The organism is Flavobacterium aquidurense, from assembly GCF_002217195.1.
GTDB classification, from domain to species: domain Bacteria; phylum Bacteroidota; class Bacteroidia; order Flavobacteriales; family Flavobacteriaceae; genus Flavobacterium; species Flavobacterium frigidimaris.
In genome coordinates this window covers 60,824-86,395 of the sequence record NZ_MUGR01000008.1, presented here as the reverse complement: position 1 = coordinate 86,395, position 25,572 = coordinate 60,824, and the positions used below count along the sequence as shown (strand labels likewise).

At 35.3% G+C, this 25,572-nt stretch carries 22 protein-coding genes; 1 reads left to right on the top strand and 21 read right to left on the bottom strand.

Annotated features, from left to right (window positions below; genetic code table 11):
* Positions 1–220: 220 nt before the first annotated feature.
* Complete coding sequence (locus tag B0A67_RS05490; RefSeq protein ID WP_072955514.1) at positions 221–1,180, bottom strand: MBL fold metallo-hydrolase; 960 nt, start codon at positions 1,178–1,180, stop codon at positions 221–223.
* Between the two features lie 180 nt (positions 1,181–1,360).
* On the opposite strand from B0A67_RS05490, the gene amaB reads away from it, so the two are divergent.
* Positions 1,361–2,914 (top strand): L-piperidine-6-carboxylate dehydrogenase, encoded by a 1,554-nt coding sequence (amaB, locus tag B0A67_RS05485; protein ID WP_072955510.1) that lies wholly within the window; start codon positions 1,361–1,363, stop codon positions 2,912–2,914.
* A 73-nt stretch (positions 2,915–2,987) separates the two neighbouring features.
* Here amaB and B0A67_RS05480 read toward each other — a convergent pair whose 3' ends face one another.
* From B0A67_RS05480 to aspS, 20 genes are all read right to left on the bottom strand, one after another.
* On the bottom strand, positions 2,988–5,840 hold the full coding sequence (locus tag B0A67_RS05480) for a pectate lyase family protein (protein ID WP_072955507.1): 2,853 nt from the start codon (positions 5,838–5,840) through the stop codon (positions 2,988–2,990).
* 678 nt (positions 5,841–6,518) lie between these two features.
* On the bottom strand, positions 6,519–7,286 hold the full coding sequence (locus B0A67_RS05475) for a Bax inhibitor-1/YccA family protein (RefSeq protein WP_072955504.1): 768 nt from the start codon (positions 7,284–7,286) through the stop codon (positions 6,519–6,521).
* Between the two features lie 141 nt (positions 7,287–7,427).
* Complete coding sequence (locus B0A67_RS05470) at positions 7,428–8,819, bottom strand: NADH-quinone oxidoreductase subunit N (protein WP_072955500.1); 1,392 nt, start codon at positions 8,817–8,819, stop codon at positions 7,428–7,430.
* A 64-nt stretch (positions 8,820–8,883) separates the two neighbouring features.
* Positions 8,884–10,323, bottom strand: coding sequence for a complex I subunit 4 family protein (locus B0A67_RS05465; RefSeq protein WP_072955498.1), 1,440 nt, complete (start codon positions 10,321–10,323; stop codon positions 8,884–8,886).
* Positions 10,324–10,333: 10 nt separating this feature from the next.
* Positions 10,334–12,217, bottom strand: coding sequence for an NADH-quinone oxidoreductase subunit L (gene nuoL, locus B0A67_RS05460; RefSeq protein ID WP_072955495.1), 1,884 nt, complete (start codon positions 12,215–12,217; stop codon positions 10,334–10,336).
* Positions 12,218–12,223: 6 nt separating this feature from the next.
* The gene (nuoK, locus tag B0A67_RS05455; RefSeq protein WP_017494599.1) at positions 12,224–12,544 is read right to left on the bottom strand and encodes an NADH-quinone oxidoreductase subunit NuoK; all 321 of its coding nucleotides are present in this window, start codon (positions 12,542–12,544) and stop codon (positions 12,224–12,226) included.
* Positions 12,544–13,083, bottom strand: a complete 540-nt coding sequence (locus B0A67_RS05450) for an NADH-quinone oxidoreductase subunit J family protein (protein ID WP_072955492.1) — start codon at positions 13,081–13,083, stop codon at positions 12,544–12,546. Before B0A67_RS05450 ends, nuoK begins: the two co-directional genes overlap by 1 nt.
* A complete protein-coding gene (locus B0A67_RS05445; RefSeq protein WP_072955490.1) occupies positions 13,084–13,629 on the bottom strand; it encodes a NuoI/complex I 23 kDa subunit family protein in 546 nt (181 codons plus the stop codon).
* Positions 13,630–13,784: 155 nt separating this feature from the next.
* The gene (gene nuoH / locus B0A67_RS05440) at positions 13,785–14,840 is read right to left on the bottom strand and encodes an NADH-quinone oxidoreductase subunit NuoH (RefSeq protein WP_072955487.1); all 1,056 of its coding nucleotides are present in this window, start codon (positions 14,838–14,840) and stop codon (positions 13,785–13,787) included.
* 2 nt (positions 14,841–14,842) lie between these two features.
* On the bottom strand, positions 14,843–15,874 hold the full coding sequence (locus B0A67_RS05435; protein WP_072955484.1) for a 2Fe-2S iron-sulfur cluster-binding protein: 1,032 nt from the start codon (positions 15,872–15,874) through the stop codon (positions 14,843–14,845).
* 97 nt (positions 15,875–15,971) lie between these two features.
* A complete protein-coding gene (gene nuoF / locus B0A67_RS05430) occupies positions 15,972–17,342 on the bottom strand; it encodes an NADH-quinone oxidoreductase subunit NuoF (protein WP_072955480.1) in 1,371 nt (456 codons plus the stop codon).
* Between the two features lies 1 nt (position 17,343).
* Complete coding sequence (locus B0A67_RS05425) at positions 17,344–17,874, bottom strand: complex I 24 kDa subunit family protein (RefSeq protein WP_072955476.1); 531 nt, start codon at positions 17,872–17,874, stop codon at positions 17,344–17,346.
* Positions 17,875–18,015: 141 nt separating this feature from the next.
* Positions 18,016–19,254, bottom strand: a complete 1,239-nt coding sequence (locus B0A67_RS05420; protein WP_072955473.1) for an NADH-quinone oxidoreductase subunit D — start codon at positions 19,252–19,254, stop codon at positions 18,016–18,018.
* A gap of 25 nt (positions 19,255–19,279) precedes the next feature.
* Positions 19,280–19,801 carry an NADH-quinone oxidoreductase subunit C gene (locus B0A67_RS05415; RefSeq protein WP_072955470.1) on the bottom strand — a complete coding sequence of 174 codons (522 nt, stop codon included), beginning with the start codon at positions 19,799–19,801 and terminating at the stop codon, positions 19,280–19,282.
* A 1-nt stretch (position 19,802) separates the two neighbouring features.
* Positions 19,803–20,351 carry an NADH-quinone oxidoreductase subunit B gene (locus tag B0A67_RS05410; RefSeq protein WP_072955467.1) on the bottom strand — a complete coding sequence of 183 codons (549 nt, stop codon included), beginning with the start codon at positions 20,349–20,351 and terminating at the stop codon, positions 19,803–19,805.
* 179 nt (positions 20,352–20,530) lie between these two features.
* Entirely contained in the window at positions 20,531–20,896 is a 366-nt protein-coding gene (locus tag B0A67_RS05405) for an NADH-quinone oxidoreductase subunit A (protein WP_072955464.1), read from the bottom strand.
* A gap of 242 nt (positions 20,897–21,138) precedes the next feature.
* Positions 21,139–21,333, bottom strand: coding sequence for a cold-shock protein (locus B0A67_RS05400; RefSeq protein WP_007137066.1), 195 nt, complete (start codon positions 21,331–21,333; stop codon positions 21,139–21,141).
* A gap of 200 nt (positions 21,334–21,533) precedes the next feature.
* Positions 21,534–21,944 (bottom strand): hypothetical protein, encoded by a 411-nt coding sequence (locus tag B0A67_RS05395; RefSeq protein WP_072955460.1) that lies wholly within the window; start codon positions 21,942–21,944, stop codon positions 21,534–21,536.
* A 2-nt stretch (positions 21,945–21,946) separates the two neighbouring features.
* A complete protein-coding gene (locus tag B0A67_RS05390; RefSeq protein ID WP_072955436.1) occupies positions 21,947–23,794 on the bottom strand; it encodes a hypothetical protein in 1,848 nt (615 codons plus the stop codon).
* A 7-nt stretch (positions 23,795–23,801) separates the two neighbouring features.
* On the bottom strand, positions 23,802–25,565 hold the full coding sequence (gene aspS / locus B0A67_RS05385; RefSeq protein ID WP_072955433.1) for an aspartate--tRNA ligase: 1,764 nt from the start codon (positions 25,563–25,565) through the stop codon (positions 23,802–23,804).
* Positions 25,566–25,572: the final 7 nt, after the last annotated feature.

Below are 25,572 nucleotides of genomic sequence, written 5' to 3'. Positions count from 1 at the left end.
ATATGTCCAGACGGTAGACTTCTATCGGGGCTGGGGAATCTGTTTTATAAGAAAATTTAATTTACGTCATCCTGTCATTTCTACGAAGAAATCGCATTCGAAACTCCGCAAAAAATGTCAACAATCTTTGTCGATCAACTAGTGTGATTTCTCCTTTGTCGAAATGACAAAAAAAGGCGAAATCCCTTTAATCTGTGAAATCTGTGGCTAATTAATTCGTTTACAACTCAAACTTTTTTCCTTGTTCAGGATAAATAATTTTCAATCCAAGATCGTTTTGCTTTTGCAATTGTTCTTTAAGTTTGATGATATTTTTGGTTGGTGGTTTCAAATGTGTCACGATAATATTAAAACCTTTCAAAGTTCCTTTTCCTGATAAATCTTCTAAAGTGTGAAGTTCTTTCATTAAATAATTGGGCGTTAAATGTCCAAACAAAAATTGGTCGGGTTGCTCATTTGGGAAAGAAACTTCAATAAAAATCCCTTTCAGTTGTTTGGTTTTTACAAGAGGAGCAATCGCTGTCCAGAGCGATTTTAGTTTATCGCTTTTTTCTACAGCATCAGGTCCGGTATCTCCTAAATAAAGCACATACGAATCTCCGTTTTTAATTAAAAAAGCTGTACTCTCAAACGGATTCACATGACTTAACGGAAATGCCTTAACCGTCATGGCTGTATTGGTAATTGGAGTTTCTTCCCCAATATTTAAAGTCTGAAAATGATATTTTTTTAACGGAGTTCCGGGACCTTTATCACCAAAATTGGCCCAGGTTTCGTCATTAAAATAATGATTTTCCATCATCTCCATACATTTTTCAGTTGCATAAACTGTTTTGGACGAATCGGCCGGAGAGTTAATAATCAAACCGGAAACGTGATCTAAGTGTGCGTGAGAAATAAAATATCCTTTAATATACTTTCGTAAGACCTCGCTGGTTGAAACTTTAAAAACTTTGTTTTCAATTGCTTTTTCGATTCCTGCATTTATAGTTCCCGCATCCAGAGAAATAAAATCATTTGTATTCGTTGGAGCGACTAAGTATGCCGAAAGATTTTTTTCGTCAATACCGCCTTTTATTCCTAAAGGAACAACCTGAAAAGAAGCTCTTTGCTCTTTTTGAGAAAATGCATTAAACGAAATTAAAACGAAACAGATCAAAAACCGATTGAAAACAGACATATTTAAATAATTTTGTTGATGCAAAGTTCCTGAATTAAGACGAATAAATAGGGATATATTCCTTTAATTCATTTTAATTAATCCTAAATTTACTTGATTTTATAAGTTGCTTCAGTTGAAATTCAACTTGAAACAATATCTTTACATATAAATACAACATTTTTAACTAAAAAAGTTACAATGACAACAATAGCATCGCAATTTGGAATGAATGAGGCTCTAGAAAAATTGGGCATTAAATTGATAAATGAAGGAACATCAACGGGAATTCAAAATTTTTCTTCGGGAGACGTTTTAGATAGTTTTTCGCCAGTTGACGGAAAATTAATTGCTTCAGTAAAAATGTCAACACCTCAGGATTACGAAAAAGTAATGCAGGCGGCAACGGAGGCTTTTAAAACTTTTCGTTTGATTCCTGCGCCACAACGTGGAGAAATTGTTCGCCAGTTTGGGCAAAAGTTACGTGAAAATAAAGATGCTCTTGGTAAACTGGTTTCTTACGAAATGGGGAAATCATTGCAAGAGGGTTACGGAGAAGTTCAGGAAATGATCGACATCTGTGATTTTGCAGTTGGTTTGTCTCGTCAGCTTCACGGATTAACAATGCATTCAGAAAGACCCGGACATCGCATGTACGAACAATACCATTCTTTGGGAGTTGTTGGAATCATTTCTGCATTCAATTTTCCGGTGGCAGTCTGGTCATGGAATACGGCTTTAGCATGGATTTCTGGTGATGTTTGCGTCTGGAAACCTTCTGAGAAAACACCTCTTTGCGGAATTGCCTGTCAAAATATTATCGCGCAGGTTATCAAAGAAAATAATTTGCCGGAAGGAATTTCATGCTTGATAAACGGCGATTATCAAATAGGGGAATTAATGACGGCGGATACCAGAATTCCGTTAATTTCTGCTACAGGTTCAACCAGAATGGGGAAAATCGTAGCACAGGCTGTTGCGGGACGTTTAGGAAAATCATTATTAGAGTTGGGTGGCAATAACGCCATTATAGTTACGCCGGATGCTGATATTAAAATGACCGTTATTGGTGCTGTTTTTGGAGCAGTAGGAACTGCAGGACAACGTTGCACATCTACACGCCGTTTGATCATTCACGAAAGTATTTATGATAAAGTGAAAGATGCTTTAGTTGCAGCTTACAAACAATTACGCATTGGAAACCCGCTTGACGAAAACAACCATGTTGGACCGCTTATTGACACACATGCGGTTGAAATGTATGCTATTGCTTTGAATAAAGTAGTTGCCGAAGGGGGTAAAATTCTGGTTGAAGGCGGAGTACTTTCAGGCGAAGGTTATGAAAGCGGCTGTTATGTAAAACCAGCAATTGCAGAGGCTCAAAACGCCTACGCTATTGTGCAGCATGAAACATTTGCTCCGGTTTTATACTTAATAAAATATTCCGGAGATGTAGACAATGCAATAGAACTTCAAAATGGAGTAGGACAAGGTTTATCATCAGCAATTATGACCAATAATTTACGTGAAGCCGAAAGATTTTTATCTGTTGTAGGTTCTGATTGCGGAATTGCAAACGTAAACATCGGAACTTCGGGAGCGGAGATTGGTGGTGCTTTTGGTGGTGAAAAAGAAACCGGTGGCGGACGCGAATCAGGATCTGATGCCTGGAAAATTTATATGCGCCGTCAAACCAATACAATCAATTATACAACGAGTCTGCCTTTGGCGCAAGGAATCAAATTTGATTTGTAAAATTTACTTTTAGATTCGATATAAAAAAATAAGGCTTCCAATTTTTGGAAGCCTTATTTTTTTAGGATGAAGTTTATTTCTTTAAAATCGTTTGGTTAAACGAGCCATTACTAGTTTTTACTTTTACTAAATAAGTTCCCGGAATTAATTGGCTTAAGTCAATAGTTTCAGTTCCTTTTCCTGATTTTTTGACTAATGTACCAAACAAATTATAAACTAAAATCTGTTGTATTTCCTGAGTTGCATTTGATACGGATAAAGTATTAACCACAGGATTCGGATAAAGAATTACTTTTTGAGTTTCAGTCATTTCTTCATTTTCAACTACTTGTGCAGATTGGGCCATTCTTGCAGTACCGCTGTTGTATTTTGTACTGATGTAGAACAAATTAGCGACAGATCCTTTTGTGATGGTGTGCGAACCGGAAGTAACTGAAGCCGTAACGATTCCTGCAGAAGCTGTATAAGAAACATTGTCTATCTTAACTGTTCCGGTAAAGTTCGAATCAAATACTAAAGTCAATGTTGAAGCAGTTGTCGTTGTGTAAGTAATTGAAGTACTTGACTCAATTTTTAAACGTTCAGTCAGATTTAGTCCAGCATAAGTTACAGATCCCGGAGAAGAATTCATGTTTCCGGTAATACTATAGAATGAACTCGTTTTTCCTGAAGCTGTAAAATTATGAATCTGATCTGTACCGGGATTGTTTGTTGTTACGGTAATTGTTCCCGATCCCGTAGCAGCTGTTCCCGTTCCTGTTGTAGCAATAGAATAGGATACTGTTGCAGTTGGAGTTCCGGAAATTGTAATTGTTTTTGCAGTATTGTTTTTTACAAAACTGATTCCTGATGCCGGTAATCCGGTAACTGTTGCATCTGTTGCACTTCCTCCCCAGGTAAAAACGATCGAACTTATAGCGGTTCCGCTTGCTACCGCCTGATTGGTGTTAGAAGTTGTGGTAAGTGTCTGACTGCTTGCCGCTGATACGGTAATCGTTCCCGATCCCGTCGCTGCTGTTCCGGTTCCTATAGTAGTAATAGAGTAGGATAATGTTGCAGTTGGAGTTCCGGTGATTGTTATGGTTTTTGCTGTTGTATTTTTCACAAAGCTAATTCCGGATGCTGGCAATCCGGTTACTGTTGCATCAGTTGCGCTACCGGACCAGGTAAAAACAATAGGGCTAATCGCGGTTCCAGTTGTTACGGTTTGATTGTTGTTTGTTGTAGAAGTAAGCACTTGTGGATTTGCCGGAGGAGTGCCTTCGCCCTGAACAGCAACTAATGTTCCGGTGTAATTGGTAAGTGCTGATTTTAATGCTGTAATGACAAGAGAGGACTTATCGTCTACACTATTGTCAAATGTCCATTTTAAATCTCCTCCTGAAACACGTCCTGCATATTGGGTTGTTTTTGTTTTGGCGACAGTGGGCTGATCGATCACTAAATTTTTTACATATAAAGCAGCGTCAGTATCAAAGTTGTTATAGGTATTTGCTCCGGATTTCGACTTTACATTGCTGCTTACCGTTTCACCTCTTGTAGTTGCTACATAAGCATCAAAGTCAGTTGTGGAGCTTATTTTTCCTGAAATGTTATACAAAGGGTTTGTATCACCATATCCTACAAAACGCATGCTGTTTGTTGCAATATCAGCATCAAAGGTATTGTTGAAGGCTTTAATTGAGCCTCCGGCCTCACCGGAAAAAGTTCCCATCGTTCCGGCATTGTTTACCTGATTGGCAGCATCCCAAATGTCAGTTCCCTGAAGAGAAGTCATCATTGGGTTTTTGCTGTTACGGAAATAATTTCCTTCTACAAAAAGTGACGATCCCAAAGTCGATCCTGCTCCATATTTGGCAACGCCATCATAATAATTATTGTAGATATGTGCGGAGTAATAACGAACACGTGGATGACGGGAATCAGAGTGATCGAACCAGTTGTGGTGATACGTAATGTACAAACCGGTTGTCGTTCCTTCGCTTAATCCTAAAAGACTTGCTTTTCCGTTGTCCCAAAAGTGGTTGTACGATAATGTGATATAAGTTGATGATTTATTGTCTAAAGCTCCGTCTCCTTTTATTTGGTCAGCGTCGCTACCTGCATTTCCGTAGAATAAATCGCAATTATGAACCCAAACGTGATCGTTACTTTGCTGCATTCCAACATTATCGCCCGCTGTGCTGTCACAATTCATAAATCCCAGATTGCTGACTTCGATATTAGAGGCAGATTTAAGACGTATTCCCCAACCATTGGCAACAGCATCTGTACCAACACCTTCTATAGTAATATAACTGGAAGCATTATTAGAGTTTTCGATTACAATATCTCCGCCTTCCATTACAGTCATATCAGTGATATTCCCGATAAGACGAATGATAAACGGGCGGGTATCTTTTCCTTTTTTGATGGCATATAAAATATTTTGTAAACCCACACACGGATTTGAACTTGCACCCGTTATGTCTATCGATATTGTGTTTTTTGTATTTGGAGTGATGTACAGAATTACGGCACCAGTTTTTGGAGTTCCGTCTGCATTATAACCACCCGGAACTCTGCCTCCGTCAAAAGCAAATCCATTACGATCTTGGGGTAAAACGGTTAAATTACTTGTCGCAGATCCTGATCCTTCTGTTCCTGAGATTACAGGTTTTACTTTGATAGTATAGGTTCCGGCTTTAAGACCCGGAACATCAGCTCTGTAATAAGACCCGTAACTTCTGATCAGTTGATCGTCTATTTTTTTGTCAACAAAACCATTGCCGGTATAATAGACATTATAGGATTGTGCGTTGCTCACAGGCTGCCATTTTACAAAGGCAGATTCTAACCAGCCTGAAGCTTCATTAATTGTTACTTGCTGTGCCCATGTATGTAAACAAAGTAGCAGACAAGTCATAATAAGTAGTTTTTTTTTCATAATTGTGGTTTTTTGGGTATCGAAATTACCTGGTCAATTGTAATCGATTGCACAAAAATATATTTAATTTCTCAATTGTGTAATATAAATAGTCTTAAAAAGCGTAAATAATAAAAATATATGCTTTTGAATGACGATTATGTAATAAATTGCACTAAATGCAATTTATTACATAATGCAAAAAACTTACGTGAGCTATGATTTTTATTGTATTTTATAAAATTGAAAGGAATAAATTTCTAAAAAAGGTTGTCAAATTAGAGATGTAAATTTATTTTTCGTTAAAAAACAATTAAGCAAGAAAAAAACTACTTTAAAGGTTTTTACTGTGTAGTTTTTGTATCCGAAATGTACTTTTTAGTTAAAAAAAATGTCAATTTTGGACATCAAAAGCAGATCCGTGACTTTTATTTTTAGAAGTTTCAATTGATGCTTTGGAGAGTGAAATTCTGGTTGACGTATTGGCAAAGAGAACTGTTTTTTTTGAGCAAAAATTTTTAAATATAAACTGCGATAAAGATGAAATGAAAAATTAGAAGAAGAGTGAAAGAAAAGATGTTGTATAAAAGCAGAGGAATAATTTTGTTCTATTTTAAAGGCTGTAAGATTTAGGAAAAAAAGGACATAAAAAAAGCCCTTTTGATTTTCAAAAGGGCTTTGTAATTATTTAAGAAGTAATTAGTTTTTACTATTTAATTTAGAAAGTAAACGTAGAAATTCAACATATAACCAAACTAGCGTAATCATTAGTCCCATTGCGCCATACCATTCCATGAATTTTGGCATTCTTTCCTGTACACCTTTTTCGATTAGATCAAAATCTAAAAAGAGGTTTAATGCCGCTATGATGATTACAAAAACACTGATTCCGATACTCATCATTCCATTTCCGTAATGAACAGGAGTAAAGTTAAAGATTAAAGAAGCGATCCATGAAATTAAGTAATAGGTTGCAATTGCTAAAGTAGCAGCAATAACTACGGATTTGAATTGTTCAGTAACTTTTACGATTTTAAATTTATATAAAGCCAGACAAACCAGAAATGTTACTAATGTTGCACCTACAGCATTTACTACGATTCCAGGATACATGGCTTCGAATATTGCAGAAATTCCACCAATAAATAACCCTTCAAATAAGGCATAACCCGGAGCAAGATATGGGGAAAGATGTGGTTTGAATGCAGCAATTATAACTAAAATAAATCCAACAATAGCACCTCCAATTGTTGGTAACATTGCGTTCATTCCGTTAAATGCCATCCACCACGTAACCATTGCAGATCCGCATAAGATTAAAAACAAAATAGCTGTTTTATTCATAGTACCTGACAAAGTCATTTCCTGATTGTAATCAATAATCTGACCCTGATGAGCTCCTTCAGCTTTTGAAACAGCATTTGATGAAAAACGTTTGTTGCTTAAAAATGGATTTTTAGAATTCATAATGTAATTGGTTTTAAAAGTCAAATATAATTGATATTTTTTGATGTGCCCTTAATACTATAGAATTTTTAACAATTCATGCCAATAAAAAAGCCGTCAATAACAATTGACGGCCTATATTTCAAAGGATGATTTTATTTTTTAATTCAATAAATCCAAAACTAAAGAAGGGAATAAACCTAAAACAATATTTAATGTAATTGAGATTACAGCAACAGCATAAATAAGGAAAGGTTTTCCGGTGCGTTCCTGATTTGGTTCTTTAGAATACATGGCTAAGATTAATTTGAAATAATATCCAACACTAATAATAGAGTTGATTACGGCTACAATTACCAAAGCGATATATCCGGCCTGAATAGTCTGATTGAACAAGAATAGTTTAGCAAAGAATCCGGAGAAAATCGGAATACCGGCCATAGATAATAATGAACCTGTAAGGATTGCAGCCAATAAAGGATTTGTTTTTCCTAAACCATGAAAATTCGTGATGTCTTCGTTGTCCTGATTTTTGCAAACGTATAATACGACACTAAAAGCAGCAATTCCTGCCAATGCATAAGCAGCGGTATAATATAATAATACACCTGCTGAAGTGGCAACGGTTAATAAAGTCATCAACATAAAACCAGCATGCGAAATTCCTGAGAAAGCCAGCATACGTTTTACATTTACTTGTCTTAATGCCATTATATTTCCAACGGTCATAGAAGCGATCGAAATAATTACTACAATTGTTTCAAATGTTCCTAATAAATCCTGGTTGTCCAGAGAAGGAATAAAATTTAATGCTGCGATTAATTTGTAAAGTGTTGCAATTGCTACAACTTTAGCCAAAGTACTCATTAATGCAGTAGTCAAAGCAGGAGAACCCTCGTAAACGTCCGGTGCCCAGAAATGAAACGGCACTGCAGCAACTTTAAATAACATACCAATAATCATCAAGATCATTCCAATTGGAAACCAGATAGGCAATTCAGCAGACAAAGAACTTTCGTGAATTTCTGCAACATCAAAACTTCCCATAGCTCCATAAATCAAACAAATTCCGAATAAGATAATTCCTGATGCAAAAGATCCCATCAAGAAGTATTTCATACCTGCTTCGTTACTTTTCAGATTCAAACGATCACTTGCTGCTAATACATAAAGTGCGATTGACAAAATTTCGATCCCCAGGAAAAACATTGCTAAGTTTCCAAAAGAAACCATAGCTACAGCTCCGGCCAGTAAAAAAACTTTTATAGCCACAAAATCAGAGATTTTGGTTGGGTGATTTTCGTAAAAATTATGACTTAACGCTACTAAGAAAATAGTAAGTACAATAAACAATGATGAAAACGAAGTAGAGAACTTGCTCACTGTGATCATATTATTATAGTAACTTGCTGTTGATCCAAACTCATAATAGTTGATTGCCAAAACACCTAATAAACCAATAATGGTAATAGGAACAATGGCCTTTCTTAAATTAAGAATTTCAAACAATAGGCAAAAAACACCCAATCCTGTTATAGCTATTAATGTATTCATTTTTGTTTTTTTGATTTAGGAAATCTCAAACTAATGATGCCCTAATTTATTTTTATTTAAAATATTAATTTTTATTGATAACGTTCAGAATGATTTCTAAACTTGGTGTAATCAAATCTGTAATTGGTTTTGGATAGAATCCGAAGAATATTAAAACCGCAATAATGGCTACAAATGAAATACCTTCATTTACAGAAACATCTGCAAAGGTTTTAGAATTTGTTTCTCCTAACATTACATTTTGAAACATTTTAAGCATATAATAAGCTCCCAGAATAATAGTTGTTCCGCCTAAAACAGCAAACCAAATATCGATTTGAGAAAGACTATATAAAACAGTAAACTCTCCAACGAAATTGAAGGTACCCGGTAAAGATACTGAGGCCAATACCAAAATTAAAAACATAGAAGTAAATTTAGGAGATTGTGTACGGATACCGCCCAATTCGCTAATTTCTCTGGTTTCGAATCTTCTAAAAATAACTTCAGCAGCAAAGAACAATCCTACTACAACAAAACCGTGAGCAATCATTTGTAAAACAGCTCCGCGTAAACCATCAATAGTTAAAGTATAAGTTCCTGCAGCAATTAATCCAACGTGTGCCAATGAAGAATAAGCCAATAATTTCTTTAAATCTTTTTGTCTTAAAGCTACGATTGAGCCGTAAATTACTCCTGCAATTCCCAAACCGATAAAAATATCCATGTATTCTTTTGCAGCCAATGGTGCAATTGGCAATTGCCAACGAATAACACTGTATAATCCCATTTTTAGCATGATACCTGATAAAAGCATAGTTCCAACAGTTGGTGTTTTTTGGTACACATTTGCCTGCCATGTATGAAACGGAATAATTGGAATTTTGATAGCATATGCTAAAAAGAAAGCTAAGAATATCCATAGTTGTTCAGTAGCTGACAAGTCTAATTTGTATAAATCCTCGATTAAGAAGCTGCCTGCTTTTTGGTACAAATAGATAAAAGCTACTAACATGAATAATGAACCGGCAAGTGTGTAAATAAAGAATTTAACCACTGCTTTTCTGCGTTCTTCAGCATCACCATTACCCCAAATAAGAGCAATAAAGTAAATAGGAATAAGTGCTAATTCCCAAAAGATATAATATAATAAACCATCTGCTGCAAGGAAAGTTCCTGTCATAGCAAAAGCCATAAATAAAATCAGAGCATAAAAACCTTTGGCATTTTTATATTCATTTCCAAAAGAAGAGAATATAATAATTGGCGTCAAAGCTGCGGTCAGTAAAACCATTGCCATTCCTAATCCATCGGCGTTTAGTGCAAATGAGATATTAGGTTTCGTAATCCAGGCGTTTATTAAACTGATGTTTTCGTTTGCATAAAAGTGATTTAGCAATACAATTGAACAACCTAAAGCCGCCAAACTAAAGAACAAAGCTACTTTTGATGCTAGTTTGTCACCAACAAAATAAGTGGCAAATGCACCAATTAAAAGAATAATTAATATAAGAGAAACGTTCATAGTTGTAAAATTATTTAGCTAAAAATATATAGGAAACAATGGCGCAAAGCCCCAAAACAAAAGCAAAAAGATATAATCCGATACTTCCGTTTTGTAATTTTTTACCCTGAAAAGCTATTTCATTGGTTACTTTTCCTAATCCAAAAACAAGAGCAGATAAACCTGTCTCGATAAAGTCCCTGAAAAATCCTGACAGTCCGTTAATAGAGCGAACAAATACAGCGTCGTAAGCTTCGTCTACATAATATTTGTTGTATAAAACTTTTGTCAAACCTGTAATGTTTTCATCTGATTCCGGAACATTGTCTTGTTTGAAGTATTTAATATAAGCAATAAAAATACCTAACAATCCACCTAAAACAGCCACTCCCATCAAAGTATATTCTGTTGTACCTAAATGATGTTCTTCTCCTGCCACTTTCGTGAAAAGCGGAGCTAAATACTCATTCAACCAGCTATTTCCAGGTAAGCTTATTAATCCGCCAAAAGTGGCAAGGATTGCTAAAACGATAAGAGGGAAAGTAATTAATCCGTTACTTTCATGTAAGTGATGCTTTTGTTCTTCAGTTCCTCTAAAATCTTTAAAGAAAGTTAAGAACATTAATCTGAACATATAGAAAGCGGTCATAATAGATGCAACAGAACCAATAAGGTATAAAGGTATGCTGTGGTGGAAAGCCGTTAACAAAATTTCATCTTTAGAAAAGAAACCAGAGAAAAACGGTATACCTGAAATGGCTAATGATGAAATCATCATTGTCCAAAAAGTAATTGGCATTGCTTTACGCAAACCACCCATTTTACGCATGTCTTGTTCTCCGTGCAAACCGTGAATTACAGATCCTGAACCCAAGAATAAACAAGCTTTAAAGAAAGCGTGAGTAATTACGTGAAAAACGGCAACTTCATAAGCACCTAATCCTAATGCTAAAAACATTAATCCCAATTGAGAAACGGTAGAGTAGGCCAATACTTTTTTGATATCTGTCTGTACTAAACCAATGGTTGCAGCTACTAATGAAGTGATAGCTCCAATAACGGCAATTACAGTTTGTACTTCGGGAGCTAAATCAAACACGAAGTTTAATCTTGTTACCATAAAGATACCAGCGGTAACCATTGTTGCAGCGTGAATCAATGCAGAAACCGGAGTTGGTCCAGCCATCGCATCTGGTAACCAAGTGTATAATGGAATCTGTGCAGATTTACCACAAGCACCAATAAATAAACATAAGGCAGCTAACGAAAGCAACGGTACATTTAAGTTTGCTGTTCCTGCGATAGCAGTTTTTAAAGTAGCATAATCTAAGGTAGAGAACATTGAACCAATAATAAACATTCCTATTAAAAGACCTAAATCTCCAATTCTGTTCATAATAAAGGCTTTTTTCGCTGCATCATTGTAATCCTGATTTTTATGCCAGAATCCAATTAATAAGTAGGAACAAAGTCCAACACCTTCCCAACCAATAAATAAAACTAATAAGTTACTTCCAATTACAAGAGTAATCATAAAGAATACGAACAGATTCAAATAAGCAAAAAACTTATGCATATTCTCATCGTCGTGCATATAACTAATAGAGTATAAGTGTATCAATGATCCAATACCCGTTACGAAAAGTAACCAAAGTAATGATAACTGATCTAATAAAAATCCAAGATTAATTTTTAAGTTACTGATCTGAATCCAGTCAAATAAAGTAACCTGAAGGGCTTGTTTTGTTTGGCTAATTTGATTGAAAAAGAAAAGAGTGACAGCAAAAGAAACAACTACAGAAGCAGTTCCGATGATTCCTGAAACGGTTTTTCCTAAGCTCTTGCCAAAGAAAACATTAATTAAAAATCCTAAAAAAGGAGATAAAACTAAAACTAAAGCTAAATTGGTATCCATTTTTATTTATCCTTTTAAATTTTTTAAATTATCGATACTAATCGAACCTAAATTTCTAAAGATCGAAACTAAAATAGCCAATCCAACTGCTACTTCGGCTGCAGCAACCGCCATCGAGAAGAATACAAAAACTTGTCCTTGCGCATCTTGATGATAAGTCGAAAAAGCAACAAATAAAAGGTTAACAGCATTCAACATGATTTCGATAGACATGAAAACGATAATAGCATTTCGTCTGTACAATACACCAAAAATACCAATACAGAAAAGTACAACACTTAAAAAGATGTAGTTTTCAATACCTATTTGATTTAATATATTACCCATTATTTATTTAATTTTTCTTTTTTAGACAATAGTACACTTCCAATCATCGCTACCAAAAGTAAGATTGAAGCGAATTCAAATGGTACCATATATTCGTTTAATAATATTTTACCAAGTACTTGAATTGACTGGAAATCTTCACCTGTTGAATCGTATTCGCCAACAATTGGTTTAGAGTTGATGAAAATTGCGATCAATACTACACAAATTAAACAGAAAGAAACAATTGCTCCTAAACGTGTAATTCTTGGACGGTGTACTTCGCGCTGTTCGTTCAGGTTCATTAACATGATCGTAAACAGGAACAAAATCATAATGGCTCCGGAATAGACTATAATATGTACGATAGCTAAGAACTGAGCATTTAATAATAAATAATGACCGGCAATAGAGAAAAAACAAATTACTAAATAAATAGCACTATGAATTGGGTTTCTGCTAAAAATGGTCAGGAAAGCAGTAATTACTGTAATAAAAGCTAAGAAACAAAATATTACTTGTACAGTTGTTGCATGTGCAAAATCAGGAATATGTATCATTTAATTAGCATTATTAAGTTGAGCATTTTTGATCGCCACATCAAGAGGCATCACTAATCTGTCTTTTCCAAAAATGAAATCTTCTCTTTCGTAGCTAGAAGGAACCAATACTTTTGAAGTTGTTAGATAGATGGCATCTTTTGGGCATGCTTCTTCACATAAACCACAAAAAATACAACGTAACATATTGATTTCATAAATCGAAGCGTATTTTTCTTCTCTGTACAAATGTTTTTCATCTGCTTTACGTTCAGCAGCTTTCATGGTAATGGCTTCAGCAGGACATGATAAAGCACATAATCCGCAGGCTGTACAGTTTTCACGACCTTGCTCATCACGTTTCAACTGGTGCTGACCACGATAAACAGGACTCATTTCACGCACTTGTTCAGGATAATGAATGGTAATTTTTTTTCTGAATAAGTGTTTAAACGTAATAAACAATCCTTTCACAATCGCCACAAGATACATTCGCTCTAAAAAAGTCATCTCTTTGTTTGAGACCATCTTTTTTCTACCCGATAATGATATAGTTTCTATTGACATTTTTTAATGTATGATTTACGATTACGATTTGTATGAAACAAATCAAATCTGTTTTATTTTTATTTGAAGCTTTCCGATGGCTATCGGGACTGCCTTATTTGCTATATCTTTAATTTTTTAAATAAAAATCAAAGGATACCACTTCTATCCGGTTCCTAGAATCCTAAATAAACTGCAATATCATGTCTTAATATAACAATACCTGTAATCATGATATTAATGATAGAAAGCGGAATCAAAATTTTCCAGCCTAAGTTCATTAATTGATCATATCTAAATCTCGGAATTGTCCAGCGTACCCACATATAAAAAAATATGAAGAAACATATTTTAACAAACAATACTGCGATTCCCAAAAGGTTTGCTGCATTTACTCCTGCATGTTCTACCATCCAGCTCATTCCCGGATAATTGTATCCTCCAAAAAATAATACAGAAATAATGGTAGCAGAGATAAACATACTCGCATATTCAGCAAATAAATAGAACCCCATTTTCATGGATGAATATTCTGTATGGTAACCTCCAATTAATTCATTTTCACATTCTGCAAGGTCAAAAGGAGTTCTGTTTGTTTCTGCAAACGAACAAATTAAGAAAATCAGAAAAGATAAAGGCTGGTATAAAACATTCCAGTGCCATTCTGACTGCTGAAGAGATATTTCTTTTAAGCTTAAAGTTCCGGTCATCATCAATAAAGCGATGATTGATAATCCCATTGCAACTTCGTACGAAACCATTTGAGAAGCTGCACGAATTGCTCCCATCAAGGAGAATTTATTGTTCGAAGCCCATCCACCAATCATGATACCATAAACTCCTACTGAAAGTACTCCAAAAATGTATAATATTCCAATATTAATGTCGGTTGCCTGCAAATAAACATCACGGCCAAAAATATGTAATTTGTCTCCCCACGGAATAACTGCACTGGTCATTAAGGCTGTACTCATGGCAATTGCCGGTCCTACAACGAATAAAAATTTGTTAGGTGTATTCGGGAAAAATTCTTCTTTTGAAAATAATTTCATACCATCAGCAAGAGGTTGTAATAAACCACCCCATCCGGCACGGTTTGGTCCTACACGATCCTGAAGATATGCAGCAACTTTACGTTCAGCCCAGGTAGAATACATGGCCATAATCATCGTAATGGCAAACACCACAACAATTACAACACTTTTTTCTATAATAAATGTTCCATCTACCATGACTAAGAATTTTGGTTGTTAGAGTTTAATGGAATTTCAGCCATACTAATTTTTTTACGGTCAATATCTCGTCCTAAAAGGATATTTTTCTCAGTATCGATTTCTACTTTTTCTAATTTCTGAGTGTAGTTGTTTTGGTTGATAACAGAATCTTTTTCAAACTCTCTTGGACCTTCAATAACCCAGTCACTTACATTTTTATGGTCAAAGCGACAGCTGTTGCAGATGAATTCTTCTACTTCATGATACTCGTCTTTACGACCTGTTACACGTTGAATTTCTCCTCCAAACATCCAAACAGTTGTTTTTCCACAACATCCCGGAGTTGTACATTCTCTGTGTGCATTGAAAGGTTTGTTGAACCAAACTCTCGATTTAAATCGGAAAGTTTTATCTGTCAATGCTCCAACCGGACAAACGTCGATCATATTTCCGGAAAACTCATTGTCAATTGCTTTTGAGATTCCTGTTGAAATATTAGCGTGATCACCACGATCTAATACTCCGTGAACTCTATTGTCTGTCAGCTGATCTGCAACTTGTACACATCTTTGACATAAAATACAACGGTTCATATGCAGTTGAATATGCGGACCAATATCTTCTGGTTCGAATGTTCTTTTTTCTTCAATAAAACGTGACTTAGGGTTTCCGTGTTCGAAACTTAAATTTTGCAAATCACATTCACCAGCCTGATCGCAAATAGGGCAATCTAACGGGTGGTTGATCAATAAAAATTCCGTTACAGATTTACGGGCTTCAGTTACACGTGCAGATGATTTGCTGTTTACTTCCATTCCGTCCATACATCCTGTTACACAAGATGCCATCAATTTTGGCATTGGTCTTGGGTCAGCTTCACTTCCTTTTGCAACTTCAACTAAACAACAACGACATTTACCGCCGCTGCCTTTTAATTTTGAGTAATAGCACATGGCTGGCGGAACCAAATCTCCACCAATCATACGTGCAGCCTGCAGGATTGTTGTTCCTGGCTCTACGTCTATACTTTGACCGTCTATGGTTACTTTCATCTCTTTGTTTTGTTTTTTTAGTTTCAGGTCTAAAGTTTCAGGTTGTTGAACCTGAGACTAAAAAAACTTGAAACTTGAAACTATTTTTAACTTTTGACTATACGATTACTTTACCGCCTACTAAATGTTTCACTTGCGAGAAAGGTTCAGCAACAAAATGATCTCTGTTTTTTATTTTTTCAGGAAAACGAACGTGATATTCAAACTCATCTCTAAAATGACGTATCGCTGCCGCTACCGGCCACGAAGCTGCATCACCAAGCGGGCAAATTGTATTACCTTCGATTTTACTCTGAATGCTCCACAATAATTCGATATCTTCTTCACGGCCCTGACCGTTTTCAATTCTCCATAATATTTTTTCTAACCAACCTGTTCCTTCACGGCAAGGTGTACATTGTCCGCAAGATTCGTGGTGGTAGAAACGGGCAAAATTCCAGGTGTTTCTAACGACGCAAGCAGTGTCGTTATATACGATAAATCCTCCTGAACCTAACATAGATCCGGTAGCAAAACCACCATCGCTTAAAGATTCGTAAGTCATTAGTCGGTCTTCGCCATTTGCTGTTTTAAAAATTAATTCAGCAGGTAAAATTGGCACTGATGATCCTCCCGGTACAAACGCTTTTAATGGTCTGCTGGAAGACATTCCTCCTAAGTATTCGTCAGAATTCATGAATTCATCAACGCTTAAACCCAATTCAATTTCATAAACTCCCGGATTTTTTATGTGTCCTGAAGCGGAGATTAATTTGGTTCCTGTTGAACGGCCAATTCCAATTTTTGCATAATCATCACCTGAGTTGTTGACGATCCAGGGCACAGTTGCAATAGTTTCAACATTGTTTACTACGGTTGGGTTTGCCCAAAGACCTGAAACTGCCGGGAATGGCGGTTTGATACGAGGATTTCCTCTTTTGCCTTCCAGTGACTCTATAAGTGCAGTTTCTTCTCCACAGATATAAGCACCTGCTCCACAGTGAACATGTAATTCTAAATCGTAACCTGTTCCTAATATATTTTTTCCTAACCAACCGGCAGCTTTAGCTTCGGCGATTGCTCTTTCTAATATTTTGAAAACCCACATATATTCTCCACGAATGTAGATATAAGATAAGTTTGCTCCTAAAGCGTAGCTGGAAGTAATCATTCCTTCGATCAGTAAGTGGGGAATAAATTCCATCAAATAACGATCTTTAAATGTTCCTGGCTCAGACTCGTCGGCATTACAAACTAAATGTCTTGGTTTTCCTGATTTTTTATCAATAAAACTCCATTTCATTCCTGCCGGGAAACCTGCGCCTCCACGACCACGAAGGCCTGATTTTTTTACTTCTTCAGTAACTTCGTCCGGAGTAAGTGTTTTTAAAGCTTTTTCTACAGAGGCATATCCACCATTTTGACGGTATACTTCGTAAGTTTTAATTCCGGGAATATTGATTTTATCTAATAATATTTTTTGTGACATCTTATTTATCGTGTAATATTATTTTATCATCTCTACAATCAGCGATTAACTGATCGATTTTTTCTTCTGTCAGTTTTTCTTTGTAGAAATCACCTAATTGCAACATTGGAGCATATCCGCAGGCGCCCAGGCATTCTACACCGGCGATGGTAAACATTCCGTCCGGAGTGGTTTCTCCCATTTTAATGCCTAATTTTTCAGAAGTATAATCCATTAAATTCTCAGCACCATTTAAACAACAACAAGAAGTCTGGCAAAATTCGAACATATATTTTCCAATTGGCTTTTGGTTGTACATGGTATAAAAAGTAACCACTTCATAAACCTCAATTGGTTTTATATGCAAAATTTCGGCAACTTTATCCTGCAACTCGATACTTAACCAGTTATCGTGCGCATCTTGTACTTCGTGCAAAACAGGCAGCAAAGCTGATTTTCTTTTGTCTTCAGGATAATGACTGATCAGTTCATTGATGCGGTTCATCAATGCTTCTGTCATGTTTATTTCTTGTTTGTAATGTTTTCTTTCCATTCTTAATTTAGATTTTAGATTTATGACTTTAGATTTTTCAATCTGCCATCTATAATCTACATTCTGCAATCCTTTAATTTTAGATTTTAGATTTATGCTTTTAGATTTTTTTTAATCTATATTCTAAAATCGACAATATTTTTAGGCGTCTAATTCTCCTGCAATAACATTTAAACTTGACAGAATAACAATTGCATCAGATAATAAAGAGCCTTTGATCATTTCGGGATATGCCTGGTAATAAATAAAACAAGGTCTTCTGAAATGTAATCTATATGGCGTTCTGCTTCCGTCGGTTACTAAATAGAATCCTAATTCTCCGTTTCCGCCTTCTACAGCATGATAAATTTCTGCAACTGGTACAGGAACTTCTCCCATGACAATTTTAAAGTGATAAATTAATGATTCCATAGAAGTGTAAACATCTTCTTTTGGAGGCAGATAATAATCTGGAACTTCTGCATGATATTCATTTCCGGCTGGCATTTTATCCAAAGCCTGACGAATGATGCTTAAACTTTCGCGAACTTCGGCATTACGAACACAAAAACGATCGTAAGTGTCGCCTGATTTTCCAACAGGAACTATAAAATCGAAATCTTCGTATGATGAATAAGGATGTGCTACACGCACGTCGTAATCGACTCCTGCGGCACGTAAATTTGGACCTGTAAATCCGTAAGCCATTGCTTGCTCTGCTGAGATTGCACCTACGTCTACAGTTCTGTCAAGGAAAATTCTGTTTCTTTCGAATAGGTTTTCAAATTCTTGCCAGGCGACAGGAAAATCTCTTAAAAACACATCTAGTTTGCGGAAAGCTTCTGGTGACCAGTCTCTTTCGAAACCACCAATTCTTCCCATATTTGTTGTTAAACGTGCACCACAAATTTCTTCGTAGATCTCGTAAACTTTTTCTCTAAATTGAAATACGTACAAGAAACCAGTATAAGCACCTGTATCAACACCTAAAATAGAGTTGCAAATTAAGTGATCGGTAATACGGGCCAACTCCATTACGATAACTCTTAAATATTGTGCTCTTTTAGGAACTTCAATATTTAATAATTTCTCTAAAGTCATCCACCATCCCATATTGTTAATAGGTGAGGAGCAATAGTTCATTCGGTCTGTAAGAGGCGTAATCTGGTAAAAAGGACGATTTTCGGCAATTTTTTCGAAAGCTCTGTGAATGTAACCAATAGTTGGTTCAGCTTCAAGAATTCTCTCTCCGTCCATCAACAGGATATTTTGAAAAATACCGTGAGTGGCAGGGTGTGTTGGACCTAAATTCAGAACTGAAAGCTCGCTTCCGTCTTCGTTTAGTTTATCCTTTACTATTTTAGCATAACGATGCTCTGGTGGTAATAATAGTTCTGACATTTTATAATGTTGAATTATTTATTTTTTAGCAATTTGTTGTTGTTCTTCCAAAGAATCTGTCATCTTTATCCGTTCTTCCGCTGTCTTCCATTGGGAATTCTTTTCGCATTGGAAACGATATCATTTCATCCATATTCAGGATACGTTTCAATTGCGGATGTCCAATAAAGTTAATCCCGAAGAAATCGTATGTTTCTCTTTCCATCCAATTGGAGCTCAGAAAAATATTTGAAATGGTTTTTATTTCCGGTTTTTCTCCGTTAAGGAATACTTTTATTCTAATACGTTTGTTTTCGTACCAATTGTGCATATGGTATACTATGGCATACTGACGATCTGTTTCGTTGTCTGGATAGTGAACACCGCATAAATCGGTTAAAAAGTGGAAACGCAGATCAGAGTCGTTTTTCAGGAAAAGAATTAAAGCTGTGATCTTATCAGCAGAAGTTTCCAGTGTAAAAACATCTCTCTCTTCGCGAAAATTAAAAACACTTGTATCAAATGTTTCTGTAAGTTTATTTTGTATCAGGGTGTTTTCTAAAGCCATCTTATGAAATGTTATATGAAGCTAGTAATTCTTGGTATTCCGGTGAGCTTCTGCGTCTTACAGATTCGCTTCTTACCAATTCCTGAAGTTTCATCACTCCATCAACAATTTGTTCTGGTCTTGGCGGGCATCCTGGTACGTAAACGTCAACAGGTATTACTTTGTCAATTCCTTGTAAAACTGAATAGGTGTCAAAAATACCACCTGATGAAGCACAAGCTCCAACGGCAATTACCCAGCGAGGTTCTGCCATTTGTTCGTAAACTTGTCTTAAAATAGGGGCCATTTTTTTAGAAATAGTTCCCATTACTAATAACATATCTGCCTGACGTGGAGAAAAACTCACACGCTCAGATCCAAAACGTGCTAAATCGTAGTGTGAAGCCATTGTTGCCATAAACTCGATTCCGCAACAAGAAGTTGCAAAAGGCAATGGCCAAAGAGAATTCGCGCGTGCCATACCCACAACGTCATTTAGTTTTGTAGCGAAGAAACCTTCACCAACAACACCTTCAGGAGGGGCTACCATATTTACTTTTGAATCGCTCATTTTTATTTTAGATTTCTGATTTTAGATTTTAGATTTTTGAATCGTAAAAGTTAAAATCAATTTTTTTAAATCAGTAATATTAATTCAGAGAGTTCAAATTTTAAATTGCAGTTTTAAATTAAGCCGGATAATCATCCATTCTAAAATCTAAAATCACGAATCTAAAATCTAAAATCTTTTTATTCCCACTCTAATGCTTTTTTCTTGATGATGTAGAAAAATCCAACTAAAAGAAGTGACATAAATACGATCATCTTTAGCATTCCTTCTATTCCAAGTTCTTTGAAGTTTACAGCCCAAGGGTAAAGAAAAATCACCTCTACGTCGAACAATACAAATAAAATAGCAACTAAGAAGTATTTTACAGAAAAAGGAACACGGGCGTTACCAACAGATTCGATACCGCACTCAAAGTTTTTATCTTTAACCTCAGAGGTTCTTTTTGGTCCTAATTTTCCAGAAATAATAATTGTTCCTACTACAAAACCAATTGCTAAAATTGCCTGCATTAAAATAGGAATGTAATTGTATTGATCAGATTGCATAATCTTAGGTTTTTTACTTAAAGAATAAGTCACAAAGATAACTTTCAACTCTGTAAATCACAAACTAAAAAATGATTTAAGTATGGTGTTCAAGGGTGTTTGCGGGTAATTTTTATTGATTATAAATAAGATCAGGCGATTTTATGTTTTTTTTAAGATTTGAGCAAAAAAAAACGTTTCGAAATGAATCGAAACGTTTTTAAACCATTCAGAGGCAAAAAAAATAAATTGCTATATTTTTCTTAGATTACTGCTACTTTAGCAGCAACTTTCCCTTTTCTTCCTTCTTCTTCTTCGTAGCTTACACGGTCACCTTCGCGTAATTCTTCCGCGTTAATTCCTGAAGCGTGAACGAAGATATCTTTTCCTGTTTCTTCGTCTGTAATGAATCCATAACCTTTAGATTCATTGAAAAATTTTACTGTACCTGTACGCATTGTAATTGTAATAATAATTTATAATGAAGCAAATGTAAGATATAAATTCATACAAAAGACAATAAGGTGTTAATTTTTTGTAAAAATTATTGATTCACAGTGTTTTCGCTATTTATTTTGCATCAATTTTGATACAGAAGTGCTTTATTTGAGAATCATTCTATATTGTGAGAATAATCTTCAGACTTATTGTGTTTTTATTATTTGTATTTTATGTAAAGACGTGTTGTACAGGATTGAACGATATAGTCTGATACATAAACTTTCTCTTTTTCGATTATCGCGGTATTAGGTGGGATAATCGACCAGATTGTCTTCTCTTTTGCTATTTCCCGACCGTCTTTCGTTGTCAGGATAAAAAACAATTTGTAGGTTTTGAGTTTTTTGTCAAAAATATTCAGTTTAGAGTTGTTTTTCAGTTCGTATTCAATCTCTACTTCTTTTTGATTGGTTTTTTCCGAAAAACCGATTGTCTTAACTTGAAGGTTGAAGTCTCTTTCCTGCTCGTCTGCATTTTGCTTCGTAAAAGTTTCGTCTTTTACCACAGTTTTCGGTGCAAATGCACAGCTGTTTAAAATGAAGATTAAAGCGATTAAAAATAATTTTTTCATGATTACTTGGAATAAAGCATTAAGAGTCTCAAAATTGAATCGCTATTGTATTGATTTTTGAATTTAATATTTACGTTTTCAATTTTTTCTCTGGATAACGGCATGTAAAATGAATACATAATTTCATTAAATTTTATGACTTCTTTATCATGGAGATTTTTTAAAACAGTACTTGCCATTAAGTTGTTGAATGTTTTTTTGTATTGTTTAAAAAGGGCTTGATACATTTTTGGATGACTTTTATAGTCACTATGCCCCTCTGTCGTAAGTTCGTCTGCTAAAAAGCCCAAATAAGGAAGATCTAACAGTGCCTGGTCCTGAGTAATAAAAACCATATTGGTCAATGCTTTTAGGTCTTCTTTTTTACTGGTGCCGGGATAATGGGCAAGAAGATCCTGTAGCTTAACAATTGTTTTTAAAAATTCGGAATATTGACTCTCCGAGTTTATTTTTTGAGATTGCTCTAATCGTTTGTATAAAACATCTGTTAAGTCATAGATTTTATTGGAAGCCGTTAGAATGGTCTTTTTTTCTTCCATGTTGAAGTTTTTCAAATCGGCAACAAGCAATTCTTTACTTCGATCATTATAATGTTTTGTAAGGTTAAAAAAGTAATTATCTGTATTCTTAAAAAATAAACTTTTATCTTCTTCTTTTTCATTAAAATCATTGACTATGCTCAGTAGGAAATCATAAAATTTAGAACACGCCAGAACATGATAGATTACTTCGACACGGTTTTTTCTGATGACGATTTCCTGATCTGAAACGTTACTGTTGATCAGAAGTTTTCCTTTTTTATTGGTAAAATAGACAGCATCAAAGTTTTGTTTTTTCGAAAAATCATTATTTTCAAAGTCAATAAAAGGTTTGCCTTCGGAATCTAATAGAAAAGACAGGTTCTTTATTTTTTTCTCGGGTATTTCGCTCAGATACCTGTAGTTTTTGTTATAGTCAACAAGTAACGCTTTGTCTTTGAATTCGATCGCTTTTGCATTGTCTCCCAAAGCATAATAAGCAGTTGAAATATTTGCCATTAGAGCCCAGTAAATCTTTTTGGTTTTTTTATTGTTGTAATCGTATTTCGAAACTTCAGTTTCCCAAAATTGTATTTTTTCTAAAAGGAGATTTTTTATTTTAAGATAATTCTCTTCGTTGTCTTCTAATTTTCTTGTGAATTCAAAGGCATCGACAGATTGGTTTATTTGCTCAAAGTCATTGTCTGTGAATTTGTATAGCGCAAGTGTTTCTTCTACTCTGCTAAAATCAATGGTTTCTTTGATCTCTTTAAAAAAATGATACAAAACAGTATTGGCATATGTGTCGCGGCAATTTTGATAAATTGTTACGCTGGAATTTTTCAGAAGTTTTTGTACCTGACTGTTTGCAATTTCCTCTGTTTTAATGCTGTAATTATTATAAGTGCTTACGTCTGAAATTGCTTGAGAATAATTGAAATCTTTGGTATAAACGATTTCGTTTTTTCGCTTGATGGTAAAGTTTAATCTTGAAGAAAAAATAATTTTCCCAATATAACTAACATCATTAATGTTATTTATTTTTTCTACGCTTGTAGTAAGCTCAGTACTTATGGGTTGTATATACAATAAATAGTCGCTCTTTTCGGGAGCGACTATTTGTAAATTTCTTAAATTAAGATTCTTGATTGCGTAGGCAGAGACTTGATTGTCTATCACGCTATTGTTTGATGGATCTTCTACGATGACACCAATTGTAGTGCTTTCTATTTTTATCTTTGGATATTTCCAGTCGTAAAATGAATATAAAACTTGTTTTGGACTCTGGGCATATAGGTTTATTGCAAAAAGCAGCAAAATCAGTTTTTTCATCTCAGTTTTAAGATTGTTTAATATCTAATTTAATTGAAAGTTCTTTCAGCTGAGTCTCATCGATCGCAGCAGGTGCATCAATCATCACATCGCGTCCTGAATTATTTTTAGGGAACGCAATAAAATCTCTAATGGTTTCCTGACCTCCTAAGATCGCTACTAATCTGTCAAGACCAAATGCTAAACCTCCGTGTGGCGGTGCTCCAAATTGAAAAGCATCCATTAAAAAGCCAAATTGTGCTTTTGCTTCTTCTTCGGTAAAGCCCAGGTATTTGAACATTAATTGCTGAGTCGCTTTATCATGAATACGAATAGATCCTCCGCCAATTTCATTTCCGTTCATAACCATATCATAAGCATTTGCACGAACTTTTCCGGGTTCAGTTTCTAATAATGCCATGTCTTCCGGTTTTGGAGAGGTAAACGGGTGGTGCATTGCGTGATAACGGCCACTTTCTTCGTCCAGTTCTAATAATGGGAAATCAATTACCCAAAGAGGAGCGAATACTTCAGGATTACGCAATCCTAAACGAGTTGCTAATTCCATACGAAGGGCAGAAAGTTGTGCACGTGTTTTGTTGGCCGGTCCGGAAAGTACAAAAATCATATCGCCAGGTTTTGCTCCTGTAATTTTTGCCCATTGTCCTAAATCCTCCTGATCGTAAAATTTATCTACAGATGATTTAAAAGTTCCGTCGTCATTGCATTTTGCATACACCATTCCTGATGCACCAACTTGCGGGCGTTTTACCCAGTCAATCAATCCGTCAATTTCTTTACGGGTATAATTTCCTGCTCCCGGAACTGCAATTCCCACAACTAATTCAGCGGCATTGAATACCGGGAATTCCTTGTGTTGTGCAAATTCGTTCAACTCACCAAATTCCATCCCAAAACGAATGTCCGGTTTGTCGTTTCCATATGTTTTCATGGCATAATCGTAGGTAATTCTTGGAAATTTATCTACTTCAATACCTTTAATTTCTTTTAGTAAATGTCTTGTCAGACCTTCAAAAACATTCAAAATGTCTTCTTGCTCCACAAATGCCATTTCGCAATCGATTTGTGTAAACTCAGGCTGACGGTCTGCACGCAAATCTTCGTCACGGAAACATTTTACGATCTGGAAATATTTATCCATTCCACCCACCATCAATAATTGCTTGAAAGTTTGCGGTGATTGTGGCAATGCATAAAATTGTCCTTCGTTCATACGGCTTGGTACAACGAAATCCCTTGCTCCTTCCGGAGTTGATTTGATTAAGTAAGGCGTTTCAACTTCGCAGAAATCTAAATCTGACAAATATTTACGAACTTCCATTGCTACTTTATGACGGAATAATAAACTGTTTTTTACAGGATTTCTTCTAATATCAAGGTAGCGATATTTCATTCTGATGTCTTCACCGCCGTCAGTTTCGTCCTCAATAGTAAACGGAGGAGTCAAGGCAGCGTTAAGTATAGTTAATTCGGTAACTAAAATTTCGATGTCACCGGTAATCATGTTTTTGTTTTTGTTCTTGTCCTCACGTTCAATTACAGTTCCTTTTACCTGAATTACAAATTCTCTACCAAGAGTTTTTGCCAGTTCAAAAACAGTTTTGTCTGTACGGCTTTCGTCGAAAATAAGTTGTGTAATTCCGTAACGGTCACGTAAATCGACCCAATTCATAAATCCTTTATCGCGTGATTTCTGAACCCAACCCGCTAGTGTAACTTCCGTATTAATATTTGAGGCGTTTAATTCGCCACAATTATGACTTCTATACATGATCTAA

What these genes read in the sequence shown, in the direction of transcription:
- B0A67_RS05490 (WP_072955514.1), bottom strand. Translation starts at nt 1,180, where the DNA reads ATGTCTGTTTTCAATCGGTTTTTGATCTGTTTCGTTTTAATTTCGTTT.
- amaB (WP_072955510.1), top strand. Translation starts at nt 1,361, where the DNA reads ATGACAACAATAGCATCGCAATTTGGAATGAATGAGGCTCTAGAAAAA.
- B0A67_RS05480 (WP_072955507.1), bottom strand. Translation starts at nt 5,840, where the DNA reads ATGAAAAAAAAACTACTTATTATGACTTGTCTGCTACTTTGTTTACAT.
- B0A67_RS05475 (WP_072955504.1), bottom strand. Translation starts at nt 7,286, where the DNA reads ATGAATTCTAAAAATCCATTTTTAAGCAACAAACGTTTTTCATCAAAT.
- B0A67_RS05470 (WP_072955500.1), bottom strand. Translation starts at nt 8,819, where the DNA reads ATGAATACATTAATAGCTATAACAGGATTGGGTGTTTTTTGCCTATTG.
- B0A67_RS05465 (WP_072955498.1), bottom strand. Translation starts at nt 10,323, where the DNA reads ATGAACGTTTCTCTTATATTAATTATTCTTTTAATTGGTGCATTTGCC.
- nuoL (WP_072955495.1), bottom strand. Translation starts at nt 12,217, where the DNA reads ATGGATACCAATTTAGCTTTAGTTTTAGTTTTATCTCCTTTTTTAGGA.
- nuoK (WP_017494599.1), bottom strand. Translation starts at nt 12,544, where the DNA reads ATGGGTAATATATTAAATCAAATAGGTATTGAAAACTACATCTTTTTA.
- B0A67_RS05450 (WP_072955492.1), bottom strand. Translation starts at nt 13,083, where the DNA reads ATGATACATATTCCTGATTTTGCACATGCAACAACTGTACAAGTAATA.
- B0A67_RS05445 (WP_072955490.1), bottom strand. Translation starts at nt 13,629, where the DNA reads ATGTCAATAGAAACTATATCATTATCGGGTAGAAAAAAGATGGTCTCA.
- nuoH (WP_072955487.1), bottom strand. Translation starts at nt 14,840, where the DNA reads ATGGTAGATGGAACATTTATTATAGAAAAAAGTGTTGTAATTGTTGTG.
- B0A67_RS05435 (WP_072955484.1), bottom strand. Translation starts at nt 15,874, where the DNA reads ATGAAAGTAACCATAGACGGTCAAAGTATAGACGTAGAGCCAGGAACA.
- nuoF (WP_072955480.1), bottom strand. Translation starts at nt 17,342, where the DNA reads ATGTCACAAAAAATATTATTAGATAAAATCAATATTCCCGGAATTAAA.
- B0A67_RS05425 (WP_072955476.1), bottom strand. Translation starts at nt 17,874, where the DNA reads ATGGAAAGAAAACATTACAAACAAGAAATAAACATGACAGAAGCATTG.
- B0A67_RS05420 (WP_072955473.1), bottom strand. Translation starts at nt 19,254, where the DNA reads ATGTCAGAACTATTATTACCACCAGAGCATCGTTATGCTAAAATAGTA.
- B0A67_RS05415 (WP_072955470.1), bottom strand. Translation starts at nt 19,801, where the DNA reads ATGGCTTTAGAAAACACCCTGATACAAAATAAACTTACAGAAACATTT.
- B0A67_RS05410 (WP_072955467.1), bottom strand. Translation starts at nt 20,351, where the DNA reads ATGAGCGATTCAAAAGTAAATATGGTAGCCCCTCCTGAAGGTGTTGTT.
- B0A67_RS05405 (WP_072955464.1), bottom strand. Translation starts at nt 20,896, where the DNA reads ATGCAATCTGATCAATACAATTACATTCCTATTTTAATGCAGGCAATT.
- B0A67_RS05400 (WP_007137066.1), bottom strand. Translation starts at nt 21,333, where the DNA reads ATGCGTACAGGTACAGTAAAATTTTTCAATGAATCTAAAGGTTATGGA.
- B0A67_RS05395 (WP_072955460.1), bottom strand. Translation starts at nt 21,944, where the DNA reads ATGAAAAAATTATTTTTAATCGCTTTAATCTTCATTTTAAACAGCTGT.
- B0A67_RS05390 (WP_072955436.1), bottom strand. Translation starts at nt 23,794, where the DNA reads ATGAAAAAACTGATTTTGCTGCTTTTTGCAATAAACCTATATGCCCAG.
- aspS (WP_072955433.1), bottom strand. Translation starts at nt 25,565, where the DNA reads ATGTATAGAAGTCATAATTGTGGCGAATTAAACGCCTCAAATATTAAT.